General features: G+C 35.9%; 23 protein-coding genes, 1 pseudogene and 1 other annotated feature. Of the genes and pseudogenes, 14 read left to right on the top strand and 10 right to left on the bottom strand.

The features are described 5' to 3' along the window. The first annotated feature begins 2 nt into the window (after window positions 1-2). The 14 genes from mnmA (at window position 3) to mtnN (ending at window position 13,508) form a co-directional block, all read left to right on the top strand. Entirely contained in the window at window positions 3-1,115 is a 1,113-nt protein-coding gene (gene mnmA / locus A194_RS0102530) for a tRNA 2-thiouridine(34) synthase MnmA (protein WP_017185315.1), read from the top strand. Window positions 1,116-1,193: 78 nt separating this feature from the next. Continuing rightward, the gene (locus tag A194_RS0102525; RefSeq protein WP_017185314.1) at window positions 1,194-1,862 is read left to right on the top strand and encodes a tetratricopeptide repeat protein; all 669 of its coding nucleotides are present in this window, start codon (window positions 1,194-1,196) and stop codon (window positions 1,860-1,862) included. A 15-nt stretch (window positions 1,863-1,877) separates the two neighbouring features. After that, window positions 1,878-4,181: an SF1B family DNA helicase RecD2 gene (gene recD2 / locus A194_RS0102520; protein ID WP_017185313.1), complete on the top strand. Its 2,304-nt coding sequence runs from the start codon at window positions 1,878-1,880 to the stop codon at window positions 4,179-4,181. Window positions 4,182-4,268: 87 nt separating this feature from the next. Then, window positions 4,269-4,436, top strand: coding sequence for a hypothetical protein (locus A194_RS20465; RefSeq protein ID WP_017185312.1), 168 nt, complete (start codon window positions 4,269-4,271; stop codon window positions 4,434-4,436). 362 nt (window positions 4,437-4,798) lie between these two features. Next, window positions 4,799-5,002 (top strand) — a binding site (T-box leader). Between the two features lie 51 nt (window positions 5,003-5,053). Then, window positions 5,054-7,696, top strand: a complete 2,643-nt coding sequence (alaS, locus tag A194_RS0102510; protein WP_017185311.1) for an alanine--tRNA ligase — start codon at window positions 5,054-5,056, stop codon at window positions 7,694-7,696. A gap of 46 nt (window positions 7,697-7,742) precedes the next feature. After that, window positions 7,743-8,003: an IreB family regulatory phosphoprotein gene (locus tag A194_RS0102505; protein WP_017185310.1), complete on the top strand. Its 261-nt coding sequence runs from the start codon at window positions 7,743-7,745 to the stop codon at window positions 8,001-8,003. 12 nt (window positions 8,004-8,015) lie between these two features. Next, complete coding sequence (gene ruvX / locus A194_RS0102500; protein ID WP_017185309.1) at window positions 8,016-8,432, top strand: Holliday junction resolvase RuvX; 417 nt, start codon at window positions 8,016-8,018, stop codon at window positions 8,430-8,432. A gap of 14 nt (window positions 8,433-8,446) precedes the next feature. Then, on the top strand, window positions 8,447-8,731 hold the full coding sequence (locus A194_RS0102495) for a DUF1292 domain-containing protein (protein ID WP_017185308.1): 285 nt from the start codon (window positions 8,447-8,449) through the stop codon (window positions 8,729-8,731). 174 nt (window positions 8,732-8,905) lie between these two features. Beyond that, window positions 8,906-10,054 (top strand): endolytic transglycosylase MltG, encoded by a 1,149-nt coding sequence (gene mltG / locus A194_RS0102490; protein ID WP_017185307.1) that lies wholly within the window; start codon window positions 8,906-8,908, stop codon window positions 10,052-10,054. Between the two features lie 101 nt (window positions 10,055-10,155). Continuing rightward, window positions 10,156-10,794 (top strand): O-methyltransferase, encoded by a 639-nt coding sequence (locus A194_RS0102485; RefSeq protein WP_017185306.1) that lies wholly within the window; start codon window positions 10,156-10,158, stop codon window positions 10,792-10,794. A 31-nt stretch (window positions 10,795-10,825) separates the two neighbouring features. After that, window positions 10,826-11,458 (top strand): uridine kinase, encoded by a 633-nt coding sequence (udk, locus tag A194_RS0102480; protein ID WP_017185305.1) that lies wholly within the window; start codon window positions 10,826-10,828, stop codon window positions 11,456-11,458. 64 nt (window positions 11,459-11,522) lie between these two features. Further along, the gene (gene greA, locus A194_RS0102475) at window positions 11,523-11,999 is read left to right on the top strand and encodes a transcription elongation factor GreA (protein WP_017185304.1); all 477 of its coding nucleotides are present in this window, start codon (window positions 11,523-11,525) and stop codon (window positions 11,997-11,999) included. Between the two features lie 102 nt (window positions 12,000-12,101). Further along, window positions 12,102-12,797, top strand: a complete 696-nt coding sequence (locus A194_RS17000) for a YrrS family protein (RefSeq protein WP_017185303.1) — start codon at window positions 12,102-12,104, stop codon at window positions 12,795-12,797. Window positions 12,798-12,818: 21 nt separating this feature from the next. Beyond that, entirely contained in the window at window positions 12,819-13,508 is a 690-nt protein-coding gene (gene mtnN / locus A194_RS0102465; RefSeq protein ID WP_017185302.1) for a 5'-methylthioadenosine/S-adenosylhomocysteine nucleosidase, read from the top strand. A gap of 102 nt (window positions 13,509-13,610) precedes the next feature. Here the strand turns inward: mtnN and A194_RS20175 are convergent, their stop codons facing one another. From A194_RS20175 to sda, 10 genes and pseudogenes are all read right to left on the bottom strand, one after another. Next, window positions 13,611-13,757, bottom strand: a complete 147-nt coding sequence (locus A194_RS20175; protein ID WP_157783018.1) for a hypothetical protein — start codon at window positions 13,755-13,757, stop codon at window positions 13,611-13,613. Between the two features lie 74 nt (window positions 13,758-13,831). Continuing rightward, the gene (gene sigK / locus A194_RS0102460; protein ID WP_017185301.1) at window positions 13,832-14,557 is read right to left on the bottom strand and encodes an RNA polymerase sporulation sigma factor SigK; all 726 of its coding nucleotides are present in this window, start codon (window positions 14,555-14,557) and stop codon (window positions 13,832-13,834) included. A gap of 208 nt (window positions 14,558-14,765) precedes the next feature. Next, complete coding sequence (gene mnhG / locus A194_RS0102455; protein WP_017185300.1) at window positions 14,766-15,098, bottom strand: monovalent cation/H(+) antiporter subunit G; 333 nt, start codon at window positions 15,096-15,098, stop codon at window positions 14,766-14,768. Then, window positions 15,079-15,384, bottom strand: a complete 306-nt coding sequence (locus tag A194_RS0102450) for a Na(+)/H(+) antiporter subunit F1 (RefSeq protein WP_017185299.1) — start codon at window positions 15,382-15,384, stop codon at window positions 15,079-15,081. The genes mnhG and A194_RS0102450 overlap by 20 nt, the downstream gene beginning before the upstream one ends. Continuing rightward, complete coding sequence (locus A194_RS0102445; RefSeq protein ID WP_017185298.1) at window positions 15,385-15,861, bottom strand: Na+/H+ antiporter subunit E; 477 nt, start codon at window positions 15,859-15,861, stop codon at window positions 15,385-15,387. 6 nt (window positions 15,862-15,867) lie between these two features. Then, entirely contained in the window at window positions 15,868-16,047 is a 180-nt protein-coding gene (locus A194_RS21095) for a hypothetical protein (RefSeq protein WP_337442931.1), read from the bottom strand. A 111-nt stretch (window positions 16,048-16,158) separates the two neighbouring features. Continuing rightward, window positions 16,159-16,934, bottom strand: a pseudogene (locus A194_RS21265) (proton-conducting transporter transmembrane domain-containing protein); the annotation flags it as partial. 406 nt (window positions 16,935-17,340) lie between these two features. Further along, window positions 17,341-17,679, bottom strand: coding sequence for a Na(+)/H(+) antiporter subunit C (locus A194_RS0102435; RefSeq protein ID WP_017185297.1), 339 nt, complete (start codon window positions 17,677-17,679; stop codon window positions 17,341-17,343). After that, a complete protein-coding gene (locus A194_RS0102430) occupies window positions 17,680-20,010 on the bottom strand; it encodes a Na+/H+ antiporter subunit A (protein ID WP_017185296.1) in 2,331 nt (776 codons plus the stop codon). A gap of 157 nt (window positions 20,011-20,167) precedes the next feature. Beyond that, on the bottom strand, window positions 20,168-20,308 hold the full coding sequence (sda, locus tag A194_RS16990) for a sporulation histidine kinase inhibitor Sda (protein ID WP_017185295.1): 141 nt from the start codon (window positions 20,306-20,308) through the stop codon (window positions 20,168-20,170). Window positions 20,309-20,363: the final 55 nt, after the last annotated feature.

Here is a 20,363-nt window from a genome sequence, read left to right as displayed (position 1 = left end):
GCATGGAAGATCGTTCAAATACTCGAGTAGTTGTCGGAATGTCAGGTGGTGTTGACTCATCTGTTACAGCTCTATTATTAAAGCAACAAGGCTATGATGTCGTCGGGATTTTTATGAAAAACTGGGACGATACTGATGAGTTTGGTGTGTGTACAGCAACACAAGATTATGAAGATGTTGCACGTGTATGTAACCAACTAGATATTCCTTATTACTCAGTAAACTTTGAAAGCAAATATTGGGATAAAGTATTTCAATACTTTTTAGATGAATATAAAGCAGGTCGAACACCAAACCCGGATGTTATGTGTAATAAAGAAATAAAATTTAAAGCCTTCTTAGACCATGCCGTCGGTTTAGGAGCAGACTATTTAGCTACAGGGCATTATGCGCAAGTACGTGAAAAAGAGGGTCAAGTTGAAATGTTACGTGGTGTGGATGATAACAAAGACCAAACTTATTTCTTGAACCAAATTTCTAAAGACATTCTACCTAAAATCATGTTTCCGCTTGGTGGTTTAGCGAAACGAGAAGTACGTGAAATTGCTGAAGAGCATGATTTAGCTACTGCCAACAAGAAAGATAGTACAGGAATTTGTTTTATCGGTGAGAGAAACTTTAAAGAATTTTTAAGTGAGTATTTACCAGCTCAACCAGGTGAAATGCAAACTTTATCAGGTGAAGTTAAAGGTCGTCATGACGGCTTAATGTATTATACGATTGGACAAAGGCAAGGTCTTGGGATTGGTGGTTCAGGTGATCCGTGGTTTGTAGTTGGGAAAAATTTAACCGATAACGTTTTATATGTAGGACAAGGATTCCATCATGAAGCATTGTATTCGGATGAATTATTAGCTGTTGATGTAAATTGGTTAGTTGACCGTGACTTAACTCAACCTCTCAAATGTACGGCGAAGTTTAGATATCGTCAAAAAGATAGTGGTGTAACAGTTTATGTTAATGAGGATGGAACAGCGAACGTTAAATTTGATGAACCTCAACGTGCAATTACACCAGGGCAAGCTGTCGTCTTTTACGAAGATGATGTTTGTTTAGGTGGCGGTACAATTGATGAAGTTTATCGTGAACAACAACTACTAAGCCATTTAGGATAAGTTTAAGCAGAATAAAAAGTCAGCACAATGAGTGGTGACTTTTTTCTCTATTTTTGAAGAATAAAGGAGTAAATCAAGATGAGCGAGTTACAAAAAGGTATTGAATATATGCAAAATCATCAATTTGAAGAAGCTGCTCAGTCTTTCAATAATTACATTGAAGAGAATCCAGAAGATCCAGTTGGGTTTATTAATTTTGCTAATCTTCTAGTCCATTTACAAGAGTATGATTCAGCGGAACGATTTTATAATAAAGCCTTAGAGTTAGAAGAGAAGCTACCGGCTGCTCATTACGGTTTAGGCAACATGTATTATGAACAAGAACAATATCAACAGGCGACTAAACAATTCCAAGATGCGATGAAGCAAGGATTAGATGATGAAGATGTTTATTTCATGTTAGGTATGTCATTACTAAATCAAGATATGCCTAAACTAGCACTTCCATATATGCAAAGAGCAAGCGAGTTAAGTCCTGAAGATATTGATATTCAATTCCAATACGGTTTAACTTTAGCTTATGGCAACATGATTGACGAAGCTTATGAACAAATGAATGTCGTCTTATCATTAGATGAAGAACATAGTGATGCTTATTACAATAAAGGTGTTTGCTTACTTTATCAAGAAAAGCCAGAGAAAGCCCTTGTACAGTTTGAACAAGTGTTAGCTATACAAGAAGACCATTTATTAGCAGGAAATGCAAAGAAACAAGTCGAACAGTTATTACAAGAGCGAGATGGATAGAAGGAGAAACTGATCATGTCTGATCAAAAATATGCTAAAGGCCAATTAAATCACATGATCTTTCACAATCAACAGACGCAATTTTCGATTGCGTCTATTTCTGTTCAAGATACTGACCTTGAATTAGATGAAGAAGAATTAGTTGTGAAAGGTAACTTTCCACCTTTAACACATGGCAATGATTATATTTTTTATGGAACAATACAAGTTCATCCGAAATTCGGAGAACAACTACAAGTGTTTACATATGAAAAAGAATTACCGAAAACTGAAGAAAGTCTTGTTAAATATTTATCAAGTGACTTATTTTATGGAATCGGTCAAAAGACGGCTCAAAAAATTGTTGATACATTAGGGATTAATGCAGTCGACGAAGTACTAAGAGATTCAGCAAAACTTGACCAAGTTGTCGGCTTAAAACCTGAAACTAAAAAACAATTTATTGCAGATTTAAGATTAAACCAAGGTTTCGAGCAAGTGACTGTTGAGCTAGCAAAATATGGTATTGGTTTACAATTAGCTGGAAAGCTTTATCATGCTTATCATGAAAATACGATTGAGCAATTAAAAGAAAATCCTTATCAATTTGTTTTTGATGTAGAAGGATTTGGCTTTCAACGCGCTGATGAAATTGCTGAGGCTATTGGAATTAAAGATGAACACCCGACTCGAATTCAAGCAGGTGTCCTACATGTTTTAGATCAACAATCATCTAATGGACATGTTTACGTTGAAATAGAGCAGTTGTTAAAACAATTAAATTCGCTTTTATATCAAGGTCGAAGTCATGAAAACGATGAAACACTAGAGCAACACTTAAAATTTTTGACGGATGAAGAGTTAATTGTACAAGAAGATGATCGAGTTTATTTACCACAGCTTTATTTTGCTGAAGAAGGTGTTGCTTCACAATTAACGCGAATATTAGCCACTGAACAAGATGCATCTTATGACGAAAGCGAACTGTTGAAAGTGATTGGTGACATTGAAGAACAAGAAGGTATTGCATACGGTGAAGAGCAATATGAAGCGGTCAAAAAAGCGTTAGATGAGAAGGTCATGTTACTTACAGGTGGACCTGGGACTGGGAAAACAACAGTTGTTAAAGGTATTATCCACTGTTATGAAGTACTGTTTCGTAAAAATGAAAACAAACATCAATCTGATTATGTTTTAGCTGCTCCGACTGGAAGGGCTGCTAAAAGGTTAACTGAGTCAACTGGTTTAAAAGCAAGAACAATTCATAGTCTTCTCGGTTGGTCTGGTGAAGAACATTTTGAATTTAACGATGGAAACCAACTAAAGGGTAAAGTTTTAATTGTCGACGAGTTTTCAATGGTTGATATTTGGTTAGCTAACAGTTTACTTAAAGCTGTCCCTGCCGACATGAAAGTCATCTTTGTTGGTGATGAAGACCAACTACCATCAGTCGGACCAGGACAAGTATTAGCAGACTTATTAAAATCGAAAGTCGTACCAGTGTGTCAGCTAAAAGAAATTTATCGCCAAAAAAATGATTCTTATATCGTTAAACTAGCTCATGATATTAAAAACAACCAAATACCTATGCAGTCTGTTGGAAAAAAAGATGATTTTAATTTTATCGAAACAAATACAGATTATGCTTTGAATACGATTGAACAGATCGTTAAGAAAGCACTCGACAGAGGATATTCAATGAGAGACATTCAAGTCTTAGCTCCAATGTATAAAACAAAAGTTGGAATACATGAATTAAATCAAACGTTACAAAATATCTTTAACCCTAAAGAAGAAGGTAAACGTGAAATTGAACATTTTCAGTCTGTCTTTAGAACGGGTGATAAAATTATTCAACTCGTAAATCAACCGGAGAGAGATGTTTTTAATGGTGACATCGGTGAAATTGTCGCCATTAAACATGCTAAGGAAGCTGAGTCAAAAAAAGATGAATTAATTATTAATTTCGAAGGACTTGAAGTATCTTATACGAGACAAGATTTTAACCAAATTATGTTAGCTTATGCGATCTCCATTCATAAATCACAAGGTAGTGAGTTCCCAATTGTGATTTTACCAATTGTCAGGTCATTCAAGCGAATGTTAGTGAAAAATTTAATCTATACAGCGATTACACGTGGTAAATCTTCTCTCATTATTTGTGGCAGTTATGACGTATTTTTGGAAGGTATGCAAAAACAACAAGCTTACGAGCGCAATACGAGTCTCGTCTCACGTATCAAAGCCTTTAATTTAAATGAACGTCATGAAGAAGATCTTAGTGAATTAGAGCCGGATGAACAGTTTGAGGAAGATATTTCACCTTATGATTTTATGTAGAACGCTCAAACTAATAATGTTCGTACCATTGGTATAGAACAAAAGTTAAATGGGGAGGATGTAGGCAAAAAGGAAAGAGGGGTTTATATGAACTGTCCAAATTGCCAAACATCTGATATCGGTATAATCGGTAGTCAGCAGTTTTATTGTTGGAACTGTTTTATAGAACTATCCGTAGAAGATGGCAAAATGCACGTGCATGAAGTGCAAGAGGATGGGACGATTTCCTCTTTAGACGACCTGTTTTCGGAATAACTGTGGCAAGGTTGACCATTCTTTGCTAATAGGTAGGGAATAAGAAAAAAGCGCAATGCTTGCTTGTTGAAAGGTTTATGCACCATATCAGTAGATAAAGGTTGGTGAACAACTTTGAGTCGAGTAATTTCAACAGGTGTCATGGGAGCTGCCGCGTTATACTTTATGCGTAACCGAAATAATATACGCAAAAGTGGGATGTGGAGACAGCTTCGTAAATCTGGTAAAAGATTAAGAAAAAGGTATCTCTAAGGCACACACAACCGTTCTAGCTAGAACGGTTGTGCTACATATATAAGTTGACATTAACAAATCGATTATCTATAATAACTTCATGAAAAACATGTTAATTAATTCAATGACATAAATCAATGATGGAAACGAGTAAATGACAGTCCACTTTCAGAGAGGCATTTTATTAGCTGTGATAAATGCTAAGTGAAGGGTCATTGAAGCTAATCCGGAGAGCGGCTAACCGCCGACGTCTCACCACGTTACGGTGATCTAAGATGATAGATGATAGGTCTATAATTAGGGTGGTACCGCGCGTAATAGTCGTCCCTACATGTAACGTGTAGAGACGGCTATTTTTTTGTACATAAAAAGGAGGTAACAAAATGAAACAACTTCAATCACATGAAGTAAGGCAAATGTTTTTAGACTTTTTTAAGGAAAAGAATCACGGTGTTGAGCCAAGTCGTTCTTTAGTTCCTCAAGATGATCCAACTTTATTATGGATTAACAGTGGTGTTGCAACATTAAAGAAGTACTTTGATGGCCGAATTGTCCCTGACAATCCTAGAATAGTGAATGCCCAGAAGTCAATTAGAACAAATGATATTGAAAATGTAGGGTTTACAGCAAGGCACCATACGTTTTTTGAGATGTTAGGTAACTTCTCGATTGGTGATTACTTTAAAGAAGAAGCGATTAAATGGGCGTGGGAGTTTTTAACGAGTGATGAGTGGATTGGATTCGATGAAGAAAAACTGTCTGTAACGGTTCACCCTGAAGACGAAGAAGCTTATGACATTTGGTTAAATAAAGTAGGAGTCCCTGCTGAACGTATTATTCGAATTGAAGAAAACTTCTGGGATATTGGGGAAGGACCTAGTGGCCCAAACACTGAAATATTTTACGATCGTGGTCAAAGTTATGGTCATGACCTTAATGACCCTGAACTATACCCAGGTGGAGAAAATGAGCGCTACTTAGAAATTTGGAACTTAGTGTTTTCACAATTTAACCATAACCCTGATGATACGTACACACCACTTCCTAAGAAAAATATTGATACAGGTATGGGGTTAGAAAGAATTGTATCTGTTATTCAAGATACGAACACGAACTTTGAAACGGATTTGTTTAAACCGATTATTGAACGTACTGAGAAGATCTCTAACGTCACATATGGTCAATACACAAGACAAGGTACAGCATTCAAAGTAATTGCTGACCACGTTAGAACAGTAGCTTTTGCAATTGGGGATGGTGCACTACCATCAAATGAAGGTCGTGGTTATGTATTAAGAAGGTTACTACGTCGTGCCATTAGATTTGCTAAAGATTTAAATATTAATGAACCATTCATGTATCAATTAGTGGATGAAGTTGCAGACATTATGTTTGAATTTTACCCAGAGGTTCATGGGAAAAAAGACTTTATAAAAGAAGTAATGAAAAAAGAAGAGCAACGTTTCCATGAAACGCTTCAAGAAGGTTTAGCAATACTAGAAAAAGTTATGAAAACAGAAAAAGAAAAAGGAAGTAACGTCTTTCCTGGCGAAGAAGTATTTACACTATATGATACTTATGGATTTCCAAAAGAGTTAACAGAAGAATATGTTCAAGCAGAAGGCTTTTCTATTGATGAACAAGGTTTCGAGAAAGAAATGAAAAAACAACGTGACCGTGCACGTGAAGCAAGGCAAAAAGTTGATTCGATGCAAGTCCAAGACCAAGTGTTACAACAGATCCATACGAAAAGTGAGTTTGTAGGTTATGATCAATTAGCAGTTGATACGACTTTAGATGTTATTGTAAAAGATTCAGATTTGATTGATGAAGTACAATCTGGTGATGTTGTAACGTTAGTCCTTGCTCAAACGCCATTTTATGCTGAAAGCGGTGGACAAATTGCAGACAAAGGAATAATTACGACGGAAACTGGTAAAGCTTCAGTGATGGATGTTCAAAAAGGTCCAAATGGCCAAAATTTACATCAAGTTGATGTGATTGAAGGGTCGTTACAAACTGGACAATCAGCTTCAGCTGAAGTGACGCGTTATGACCGTCAGCAAGTAATTAAAAACCATACAGCAACACATTTGTTACACCAAGCTTTAAAAGATGTGTTAGGTGATCACGTCAATCAAGCGGGTTCATTAGTTGCTCCTGACCGTTTACGTTTTGACTTTACACACTTCAATTCTGTATCAGAAGAGGAATTACAACAAATTGAAACGATTGTAAATGAGAAAGTGTGGGCTTCTATTCCAGTATCAATCATGAAGAAGTCATTAGACGAAGCTAAGCAAATGGGAGCAATGGCATTATTTGACGCTAAATATGGTGAAGAAGTAAGAGTAGTAGCTGTTGATGATTACAGTATTGAGCTTTGTGGAGGTTGCCACGTTGATAACACAGCAGAGATCGGTCTATTCAAGGTTACTCAAGAAACAGGGATCGGTGCAGGAACACGTAGAATAGAGGCGTGTACTGGTCCTGGAGCTTATGAGTATTATCAAGGTAGAGAACAGTTACTAAATGATGCAGCTCACAAGTTGAAGACTAAAACTGAACAAGTACCACAAAGAATTGATACACTTTTCCAAGAAATAAAAGCCTTACAAAAGGAAAATGAATCCCTTTCAGCGAAACTAGCCAATGTTGAATCAGCTAACATCTTAGATGAAGTTGAAACAATTGATGATGTTAATCTTTTAGCACAAAAAGTCGATGTCAGTGATATGAACGCTTTACGAAATATGGTCGATGAATTAAAGCAAAAAGTTGATTCAGGCATCATATTATTAGCAATGGAGAATGGTGACAAGGTACAATTAGCTTCAGGTGTTTCTAAAGATTTAGTCGATCGAGGATTTCATGCAGGTCACGTTATTAAAGAAGCTGCAACAAGATGTGGTGGCGGCGGTGGAGGCCGTCCAGACATGGCACAAGCTGGCGGTAAACAACCGGAAAAAATTGATGAAGCCCTAGCGTCGGCGAAAGATTATATTAAAACTGTTTTAACTTCGTAGCTTTTAGGTATATAATGGAGTTAAAGTGGTTTGAGGGGGATTGAAAATGTCGAACGATCACACTATGAAATTTCAGTTTTCAGATGACTCACAAGAACAATTAGTAAACGAAATTTTACATCAAGTTTATAGTTCATTGGAAGAGAAAGGATACAATCCAATCAACCAAATAGTCGGTTACTTATTATCAGGTGACCCTGCGTATATCCCTCGACACAATGATGCTCGTAATTTGATCTCACAAATAGAAAGAGATGAAATTATCGAAGAAGTTGTAAAGAACTATTTGCAGACGAATAAAAAATAAAGAGGATTTTACATGAAAATATTGGGCTTAGATGTCGGTGAAAAAACAATTGGTGTTGCAGTATCAGATGCGTTACATTTTACTGCCCAAGGTATTGAAACAATCCATTGGGATGAATCAGAATTCGCGTCAGTTAAAGATCGCTTTCAACAACTTATTGATGAGTATGAGATCAGTAAAGTTGTCGTTGGTCTACCGAAGAATATGAATGGTACAATTGGAGAACGTGGTGAAGCATGTCAGCAATTTGCAGCTTATTTAGAAGAACAATTTTCACTACCTGTTGTCATGTGGGATGAACGTTTAACGACAATGGCAGCTGAACGTGTATTACTAGATGCTGACATGAGTCGTCAAAAGCGAAAAAAAGTAATTGATAAAATGGCGGCGATGATAATCTTACAAGGTTATCTCGATTCAAACCGCTAAAAGGAGTGTAACTGATGCAGGAGAAAGAGCGAATTATTATCCCTGACGAGTCAGGAGAAGAACATTTATTTGATGTTTTATTTACATTTGATGTAGACCATACTGAAAGATCGTACTTAGTAGCGGTTCCAGCTGAACAAGCTGAAGAAGAGGAAGTAGAAGTATTCGCTTTCCGCTTTGAAGAAAAAGAAGATGACCCTGATGACCTGACTTTATACCAAATTGAAACGGATGAAGAATGGGAAATGGTCGAAGAAATGTTAGCTACATTTACAGAATCTGATGATGAGTCTAACTAGACAATAGTTTAATGTTTATTGATATAACGAAACACTAATCGTGTGGTAAAATACGATTAGTGTTTCGTTTTTATTTTAAAAAATAAATAATTTAGTGACAATGATAGAAAAAAAAGCCGTTTTCTTTTATACTTTTTATTGGTATAAAAGAAAGGTAAAGAAGGGGGAAGTATTTTGTCACCTTCCAATGATTATAACAGTATAAAGCAGGAGCGAGCTAAGGAAGCGGGAATCGTTAGAAAAGTCGTCTTAATCGTAATCTTAGTTGCTCTAATTGTATTTGGTATCGCTGGTTACTTTATATACAATTATGTTAGTGAAGGTTTAAGCCCTGTTGACCCAGAAGATGATGAGCTTGTAGAAGTGGAGATTCCAATGGGGTCAAATGTGGGTGATATCGCAGAGGTTTTGGAAGAGAACGACATTATTAATAATGCTACGATCTTTCAAACATATGTGACGTTTAAAAATGAATCAGGCTTCCAAGCAGGGGAGTATACTTTATCTAGAAGCCTTGAACTTGACGAAATTATTGAGTCATTAAAGACAGGACGTATTATGCTTGAGCCACTATTTTCTATCACTATTCCTGAAGGCTCAAACATTGAACGCATTGCTGAGATTTTAGCTAACGAGACATCCATTGAAGAAGATGAGTTCATGGAATATATGACAGATGAAGAATATATCGAATCTCTAATGGAAGAATATTCAGGGTTATTAACTGAAGATATCTTACATGAAGACGTAAGGTATCCGTTAGAAGGGTACTTATACGCTATTACTTATGATTTCCATGAAGAAGATCCTTCAGTAGAAGAAGTTGTCGATAAAATGCTTCAACAGACTCAGAACAGAGTATACGAATATATTGATGACATGGATGCAAGAGGGATGTCAATTCATGAGGCATTAACTTTAGCTTCAATTATTGAATTAGAGGCTGTAGGTGAGGACGACCGTTTGAAAATTTCTGGTGTCTTCCATAATCGTTTGAATGAAGAGCCGCAGATGGCATTACAAACTGACCCTACTGTATTATATGCAATGGGAGAGCACCATCAGCGTGTGTTATATGAACATTTAGAATATGACAATCCTTATAACACATATGAATACACTGGCTTACCTCCAGGCCCTATTGCAAGTTTTCATGAAAGTGCATTAAGGGCAGCAGTCAACCCAGAGTATCACGATTATTTATACTTTGTGGCCTCTTATGATGGTGAAAACTATTTTGCAGAAACATATGAAGAACACCAGCAAAATATAGAAGAACATCGACCGCTAGAGATGACGAAGACGAAGAAGATTAAAAATTAAAAGGGAGTGCGTAAAATCATTCGCATTCCCATCTTTTTTTATGGTAAAATATTTAAATTGTATAGGAATGAAATGGTTAAACCCTTGATGGAGGTTTAGAAATGAATAAAACAAAGCAATACGTGCAGTCTTTATATAATGATGAATCTAACCCTCTAATCGCATCGATGGAACAATATGCAATTGAAAATAACGTTCCAATTATGGAGAAAGATGGTATTGAATACTTAAAGCAGTTAATTCGAATACATCAATCTAACAATATAATTGAAATTGGTTCTGCCATTGGTTATTCTGCAATTCAAATGGCAAGTAGCATGCCTGATGTACAAGTGTACACCGTTGAACGTGATGAAAGAAGATATGAAACTGCTAAACAGTATATTCAAAAAGCTAATCTTGAAGACAGAATCCATATTGATTTAGATGATGCATTAAATTGGATCGATTATCGATTTACGACAGAACGTTTTGATTTAGCTTTTATTGATGCTGCTAAAGGTGAGTATATAAATTACGTAGAAAAAATTACGCCACTCTTATCAAAAGGTAGTTTGTTAGTAGTTGACAATGTGCTATTTAAGGGGTATGTTTCAAAAGAGAAACAAGACAACAAACGATTTGTTAAAATCGGAGAAAAGATTGCGTCATTTAATGAGTGGTTATTAGACCATCCTCAATATCAAACAACGATTATTGAAACTGGAGATGGAATTGCTATTGCTTTAAAAACTAACTAGATATGACATGTGGGAAGGGAGTACTCATACATTGAATGATAAGCCGATTATTATTGGTGTAGCAGGTGGGACAGGTTCTGGGAAGACAACTGTTACTCGCACTATTTGCGAACAGTTCGAAAATACATCAATTTTAATGTTAGAACAAGATTCATATTACAAGGATCAATCACATATACCATTTGAAGAACGTTTAAATACAAATTATGACCATCCTTTGGCCTTTGATCATGAACTATTACGTGATCATTTAAAAAGCTTATCGAAGCGCCAACCGGTAGAAAAACCGGTCTATAATTATGAACTTCACACTCGTTCTGATGAAACAATTAAAATTGATCCACAAGAAGTTATAATTTTAGAAGGAATTTTAGTATTAGAAGACGAAAGATTACGTAATATGATGGATATAAAAGTATTTGTGGATACGGATGCTGATATTAGAATTATTAGAAGAATGATGCGGGATATAAAAGAACGTGGCAGGACACTAGAATCTGTTATGGATCAGTATATAAACGTTGTCAGACCTATGCATTTGCAGTTTGTAGAACCCGCTAAACGTTATGCTGATATTATTATTCCAGAAGGCGGACAAAATCATGTTGCCATTGATCTATTATCAACAAAAGTAAAAAGCATTATTGATCAAAAGCAAATATAGATTCTCATCATATATTTAAGTAATAATTGAAACAGAGAACTGAATTTAAAAGGAGTGTTAAGTCATGGCAGAAGAGAAAAGCTATTATATGACTGAAGAGGGGAAACAAAAGTTAGAAGATGAATTAGAAGAGTTAAAAACCGTAAGGCGCCCAGAAGTAGTTGAGCGTATTAAGGTAGCAAGAAGCTTCGGTGACCTTTCTGAGAACTCTGAGTACGATGCAGCAAAAGATGAACAAGCTTTCGTTGAATCACGTATTTCTCAATTAGAAAATATGATTCGTTATGCAGTTATTATTGAAAATGATGAAGATAACAATGAAGTAGTTCAGCTAGGAAAAACGGTTGTTTTTGAAGAATTACCTGATGGCGATGAAGAAGAGTATCAAATCGTTGGTAGTGCGGAAGCTGATCCTTTTGAAGGACGTATTTCAAATGACTCTCCAATGGCACAAAGCTTACTTGGCAAAAGAGTCGGTGACCAAGCTATGGTTCAAACGCCAGGTGGAGAATTTGAAGTGAAAATTAAAGAAGTGAAGTAAACATCAAGTAGTCCTACACAGCATTGTGTAGGACTATTTACCAAATAAAAGGAATTCCGAAATATCATAAAGTTAATTGAATTCATTGAGGAGGGGAACCTTGTGGATCATCAATATTCTCGATCTGAACGTTTTGAAAAGCGCCGTAAAAATACGAAAACAATGAATATACTAATATGGGCTATCATTATATTATTTGTTGTTTTGATTGCTTTCTGGATCTTCGGAGGCGACGACGAAGTAGAAGAAGAACAAACTGAACAAAACACATCTGTAGATGAGGAAGATCATGACGAAAATGAAGTGACTGAAGATGAAGAGGAGCAATCCTCAGAACAAGAAGAATCAACGACTGATGAATCGACAGAAGAAGAAGATAATGAACAAGAATCTGAAGAAGAGCATGTATATGAATCTGATGAAGATAATGTTGTTCGTGTTTTTGAACGTAATTGGGATCCGATTGGTACTGAACAAGAAGAACCGCACACAACACAATTCAGTGAAGGTACACAAGATCGTGAAGAAATGGAACAAGCCATTATATATGCTACAAGTATGTCAGAGGATGATATTATCTTTTGGAGGTTGGAAAGTGGTGGTGTAGCTAACCAAGTGATAGGTACTGTTACAGATTCAGCACAACAAGAGATTTATCGTGTATATTTAGATTGGATTGAACATGAAGGTTGGCAACCCAAGAAAGTAGAAGAGCTATATGAAAATGATCAACATCCTGACTATGGTAGTGATGATGAAAACGAAGAAGAAGACACTTCAGAAGATGATGAAGAATAAATAAAGGCAGGTTGTACAACAATGAAATACGGTATAATTGGAGCTATGGAAGAAGAATTAGATTGGTTAAAGTCACAAGTTGATATTACTGAGGAACTTGTTGTTGCTAATTGTAAATTTTACATAGGTGAGTATGCAGGGCAAGAAGTAGTGTTACTTCAATCTGGTATTGGTAAAGTAAATGCAGCCATCTCAACAACGATATTACATGAACGTTTTGCACCAGATTATGTTATTAATACAGGGTCATCAGGCGGTGTAGATCCTGATTTAAATGTAGGAGACATCGTAATTGGAACAGAAACACTTCACCACGATGCAGATGCAACAGGGTTTGGTTATAATTATGGGCAAATTCCACAAATGCCTGAGACGTTTCCTTCACACGAACAACTAGTTAATAAAGCAGAAAAAGTTAAGGAAGTACTACCGAGCGATGTAAAAGTGACAAAAGGGTTAATAGGTACTGGTGACTCGTTTATGTCAGACTTAGGTCGTGTTACAGAGGTAAGTAAACGTTTTCCAAGTATTAAAGCACTAGAGATGGAAGCTGTATCAATCGCGCAAGTGTGTTATCAGTACGATACCCCTTGTTTAATAATTCGTTCACTGTCAGACATTGCTGGTAAAGAATCTAATGTCTCGTTTAAAGAGTATTTAGATCGCGCAGCCAAAAACAGTGCATCATTTATTTTAGAAATATTAAAATAGCCAACCTTAAAAAGCACAGCTATCTTGTAAAATTGTTAGCTGTGCTTTTTTAAGCTTTGAATAGATTGATTTGCAACTCATAAGCCTAGCCCCTAAAAAATGTTAACAATATACTGTATACCAATAGTAACCACCACATATTAGAAGCAACAGTAGAGAGATGATTAATAATGCATAACCGAAGTTTGAGTGGCCATGATGGTGATATAACGGGTAAGGTGGGTACGATGGTTGACCATAATAATACATATAGTCCCACTCTCCTTTAGTCGTTCTTACTGATAAGCTATGAAATTTTTTATATGATTGAGTGGGTTGATGGCCTACTTCGCTTGGTTATTTTTCTTTTTTCTCTCTTCTTCTCTGTAAAAGGCGTGAAACATTTTCATTAAAGCTCTTTTTTCAATTCTAGAAACATAACTACGAGATATACTAAGTGATTTAGCAATCTCACGCTGTGTATACTCTTCTTGATTACCAAGTCCATAACGTTTTGCGATTACTTCTTTTTCGCGTTCATCTAATAAATGAATGTATTGAAAAATCTGCTCGATCTCTATAGCTGTTTGTATTTTTTCAGTAAGGTCAGGTGAATCAGATTTTAACACATCAATCAAGCTAATCTCATTTCCTTCTTTGTCATGGCCAATTGGATCTTGTAATGAGACATCTTTATTACTCTTTTTTGAAGACCTTAAAAACATTAGAATTTCGTTGTCAATACACCTTGCAACATATGTAGCAAGCTTTGTACCTTTGTCTAAAGAAAAACTTTCTACACCTTTAATAAGACCAATTGTCCCTATAGATATTAAGTCTTCTTGGTCCTCTTTGTTTTGTTCATATTTTTTGGCAATGTGAGCTACTAGCCTTAAATTGTGCTCAATAAGTTTGTTTCTAGCATCTAAGTCACCTTCTTGCCATTTTTGTAAATAGTGCTTTTCTTCTTCAGGAGATAAAGGTTGTGGAAATGCATTTCCTTTTACATAAGCGATAAATAAATAGGGGTTTTGAAAAATGAGGGCAAGCAACTTCAATAAACTAATCATGTCATCAACTCCAAATCGTGATGGGTTGTTGCCTATAGTTAATTGTATGGCTGATGAAGATAAATGTGCGTGTACACATAAAATAATTAAAAAAAAATGATCAACATGGTTAAAGCCTCTAGAATTCCTTCTGTAAAGAAAAACACCAATTATAAGGGATAAAACCCTTGTAATTGGTGTTTCTTTTGATATGAGGCTATTTATAAGCTTATTTCGATTCGTTTTTTAAATGGTCACGCTTCGTTTTATCCCACAACTCGACACCAGAATTATATGCGGCTCTTGAGATCATGTGTCCACTAATGGGAGCTGTGATTAATACGAATACTATACCTAATAATAATTTACCACTTACAATACCTTGATCAAATAAAAGGTATAGAAATGAACCTAGAAGTACACCAGCTACACCAAGTGTTGCGGCTTTAGTCGCTGCGTGCAATCTTGTATAAACGTCAGGGAATCGTAATATTCCTAATGAGCCAGAAAGGATAAAAAATGTCCCTAGCAATAACAATAGACTAATGATTATGTCGATCAATGATAACACCCTTTTCTAAGAATTTCGCTATGGCGATCGTACCTATGAACAATAGAATGCCGATTAATAGAACAACGTCATTTAATCGATCAGTACCTAAGTTAATCGCTTGTAAGCCAACTAAGGCCATCATATTGATACCAATCGCATCTAAAGCTACAGCTCGATCAGGGTTTGTAGGGCCCATAATGGTTCTATAAACTAAAATAAAAATGGATATTGTGACACCAACAAAGCTAATCCATAAGACAACATCCAACATTTGTGCGCCGAATTCGTTAAGCATTTATCGTGTCACCTCCATAATTGCTTTTTCAAATGTTTCTTTAATCTCAGTGATGGACGCTTCCACATCTGGAAGGTCCATCGCATGAATGTAGATTTTTGAGTTATCATCTGCTACTGCAACTGATAACGTTCCTGGAGTTAATGAGATTAAATTACCTAAAAGCGCAATTTCCCAACTGCTCTTTAGCTCTATAGGTAAAGCAAATATACCAGGTTCAATGTCCAATTTAGGCTTATACGCCAGTGCTACGATACTTACACTTGATAAAATCAATTCACGTAAAAAGATCAAATTTAATTTTATAATTCTATACAAACGAACGACATAAAAGATGTCTGGTACAAATCGTCTTAGGAAAAACAGTAAACCCATACCGATAAATAAACCGATGAAAAATGAAAGTACTGTATACGTTTCACTTAAGAACATCCACATAACCGCGATTAATAAGTTAAAAATAATCTGTATGGCCATATCACACTACTCCTTTAAAACAGAACTAATGTATTCTGTTCTGTCCATTAGCATATTTGCGATTGTTTCAACGTGAGGATATACAGCCTCTGCACCTACTCCTAAGAAAATAGAAATGCTGACTAAGACGACACCAGGGATTGTTAAGTTGCGTACTCGCTTACGATCATCAGAGATGTTATCCATTAAGTCGCCCCAAAATCCTCGAATGAAAATACGCATCATTGAGAACAAGATTAGTAAACTTGAAATTAAGGCTACAATGACGAGTAAGAACTCTTCCTGTTCTAAACCACCACGTAATAATAATATTTTTCCAATAAACCCACTGAATGGTGGTACTCCAGCTAAAATTAAAGAGGCAACGAAGAAGATCCACCGAGTAACGGGAACTTCTGAATAACACCGCTCATCTCTCTTAAATCTTTTGTGCCAGCTGCAACTATTAATGCCCCGATTAAGAAGAATAATGCTCCTTTAATAACCATGTCGTGCATTAAATAGTAAACGGAGCCAGCAATTGCGTCTTCGGTATAAAGGCCAATACCCATTAACATGAAACCAACTGCAGGGATAATATTATACGTGATGATAAGTTTCACATTATTTGTCGAGAGTGCACCAATGACACCAAATAACATCGTAAACATTGCTAACCAAATGAAAATTTGGTGTGTTACTCCCGTATCATGTACGAAAATTAATGTAAACACTCTTAATATTGAGTAAATCCCTACCTTAGTTAGTAATGCACCGAATAATGCTGATACTACAGCATTAGGAACCACATAGGAATTTGGTAACCAGTAGTATAGAGGGAATATAGCAGCTTTAACGGCGAATACAAAGAATAAAATAATCGCTACTGTTGTTAAGATTCCTGCTTGTTCTACATACTCGACGCGTTCTGCTAATTGAGCAAAGTTTACTGTACCTGTAATCGCATATATAAATGCAATTGCGACAACGAACAGCATAGAAGAGAAAACATTAAACAATACATATTTCATCGATTCTCTTAACTGTACCTTACCATTACCAAGTACGATTAACCCGTATGAAGCAATTAACATCACTTCAAAGAATACGAAAAGGTTAAACAAATCACCCGTCATAAATGCACCAACAACTCCTGAGATAAGCAAGAAGAAAAATGCATAGAAGTAAAAACTTTCTTGTTGCTTATCTAGTACTGATGGAGCATAAAAGACAGCAGCAGTACCAATGATATAAGTCGTCATAACTAAAACCATGGATAGGCCATCTCCAACGATTGAGATTCCGAAAGGTGCTTCCCAACCGCCGGATTGAACAACAATAATACCGTTTGTTAATACATGCCAAGTTAATGCAGCTGTCATAATAGTTAATATGACAGACGTAATTTGAGCAAACTTACGTGATAAGTTAAGCTTTTTAGGAAAGAACGCAGCGATAACACTTGCAATAAGTGGTAGGACTATAGGCAAAAATATTAAATTATTCATGATCACTACCTCGCAATTCTTCCATATTATCTGTCTTATTTACCGTATAAGTACGATATGCTAACACTAATAAGAAACTTGTTACACCAAAGGCAATTACAATCGCTGTAAGGACTAATGCCTGTGGTAATGGGTCAGTATATTCCGTAACTCCATCTACAACTAATGGAGGAGCACCTCGTTTTAATTGAGCCATCGTTAAGAAGTATAAGTGTGCCCCGTGTGAAATTAATACTGTTCCAACAACAATTCTTAGTAGTTGTTTTTGTAATAGATTGTATATACCAGCACCGAATAAAATCGATGCTAATCCTATCATAATAATCTCCATTTATTTCGCCCCCTTATCTCGGCGAAGTTTAATCATAGCGATAATCGCTAATGCTGCTCCGAATAAAACGGCTACCTCAAACAATGTATCGATTCCTCGGAAGTCAACAAGGATTACGTTTACCATATTGTAACCGCCTCCTAGAGGATCGGCATTTTCAATATAGTAATCTGCAATTGAATCAAACGCACGACTGTTATACGCGCTTACACCAATAACCATTAGTAATAGTCCGAAACCAACGGAAATTGCAATGTTAACCCCTTTAGTGAGTAACGGAGTTGTTGATTTTTGTAAGTTCGGTAAGTGGTAGAAACATAACATAAATAATACAACAGTTACTGTTTCCACGATTAATTGTGTAAGTGCTAAGTCTGGTGCTCGGTAGAATACGAAAAGAATCGCTAATCCATAACCAATTACACCTACTATAAGAATAATCGCTATTCTGTTATGAACAAAGATCGTTGCAATCGCAGCAATAGCCATAATAGCTGCTACAATCAGCTCTTTCGTTGTAATTGGTGCAACGTCTGTAACTTCAAAGTTAACACCGTTTGTTTGAATTAATACACCTAACGTAATAGCAAAAATCGCTGTGATAACTAGAACCATGTAAAATCTTAATGAACCTGTCATATAAGAAGTTGTAATCTTATTTGAACCAGTTTCGATGTTTTCGATTAACCAATCATATACACGGTTAAAACTTAAGCGTCCTGGTAAGACTGAATAAATGCCTTCCCATTTGCTCTTTGTAAGATAAAGAACGATCCCTAATACCACTACAGCTACTGACATGTAGAATGCAGGAACTAAGCCGTGCCAGAAATAAATGTCTTTATTATTTTCAGCACCGAATACTGCATCAGCAGCATGCGTAATTAACCCTTGATTAAACATTTCAGGGAATAAACCAATTGTAATAACACCAAGTATTAAAATAAATGGTGGAAGAAGCATCATTTTAGGTGCTTCATGTGGTGTTTGTGGTAACTCATCTTCTTTATATTTACCAGTAAATGTGCCGAAGAATAGATACATCGAGTAAACAAATGTAAAGATACTACCAATTACAGCTAATACAGGTAAAGCGGCGACCAAGGCTTCCATAAATGGCCCAGATGCACTGTTAACCAATGTCGCATCAAAAAACATTTCTTTACTGTAGAAACCGTTTAAGAATGGTAGTGGGACACCAGCCATTGAGAATGTACCGAAGATCGCTAATGTAAACGAAATCGGCATAAATGTCATAAGACCACCAAGTTTTCGAATGTCTCGCGTACCTGTTTCGTGGTCTACTATACCAGCAACCATGAACAAACTACCTTTGAAAGTTGCATGGTTTAAAATGTGAAAGACTGCGGCAAATAAGGCGATGTCTGTTCCAAACCCTAACATAGCCATAATCATACCTAATTGACTGATTGTTGAGTAAGCTAAGATTCCTTTTAGATCTGTTTGTCTTACAGCCATGAAAGAACCCCAAACTAATGTCACGATACCAAATAAACTTAGTAAGAAGAAAAAGTTTGGTTCTCCTCCTAATATTGGTGAAAAACGAGCCATTAAATAAATACCCGCTTTAACCATTGTAGCTGAGTGTAAATAGGCACTAACTGGCGTTGGTGCTTCCATCGCATCTGGTAACCAAATGTGAAACGGAAATTGTGCAGATTTGGTAAATGCACCAAGTAATAAGAACGCTAAAATAAAAGGAAAATAATGGCTGTCTACAATAACATCTGCTTGTGCAACCATTTCACGAATACTAGTAGTTCCAGTAACTATAGTTAGAAGGATAATACCTGCAAGTAAACTGAAGCCACCGAGTACTGTGATTAACATTGATTTTAATGCACCATAACGTGAACGTTCACGGTAATGCCAGTAACCAATTAGTAAAAATGACGAAATCGATGTAAACTCCCAGAACGCATATAGAGCAAATACATTATCTGATAGTACTACACCTAACATAGCGGTCATGAAAATATAAAGATAAGTATAAAAATGACCTAGTTGTTCCTTGTGATTTAAGTAATAAATTGAATAGAGAACAACTAAAGTTCCAATACCGCTAATTAATAAGGCAAATAATAAACTTAACCCATCTAAATGAAAAGATAATGAAATATCGAGAGATGGAATCCATTGTACTGACTGTACTTGTGGTTCGAAGTTAGGACCTACGAACTGTAAAAAGTACAAGAAGATCAGAAATGGTACAGCCAGTATAAGCCAACCTGTATGTACTTTTTCCTTCCATCGACTTAAGAAAGGGATAAGTACCGCAAATAATAATGGGGCAAAAACTGCATAGATCATACTTGTTTCATCCTTTCGAAAAATCTAAGCCGCAATAAATACAGTAACATTATAACGATATTTTATGTTCTTTGAAAAGAAAAACTCTGTGAACATTAAATAAAAAAGTGACACTCACGGTGAGTGTCACAGACTTATATATAGGAAGAAACTCTAACTAAGATGATTCTTTAAGGTGATCAATTAATTTTCGCTTTTTTAACTCTTTCTCAATTAGTTGAATGAAGTCATGATTTAAATTAAGGTTTTTCGCCTTGTAATATGAATCAATTAATAACTGATCAGATAAGGTTTCCATAATTCTTAAGCCATAATGGCTTGCACCCCCCGCACGCTCACTTTAAAACTGTTTT

Source organism: Alkalibacillus haloalkaliphilus C5, assembly GCF_000269905.1.
Lineage (GTDB): Bacteria > Bacillota > Bacilli > Bacillales > Alkalibacillaceae > Alkalibacillus > Alkalibacillus haloalkaliphilus_A.
Note: the sequence above shows the minus strand (reverse complement) of the source record. Positions and strands in the feature narration are given on the sequence as shown.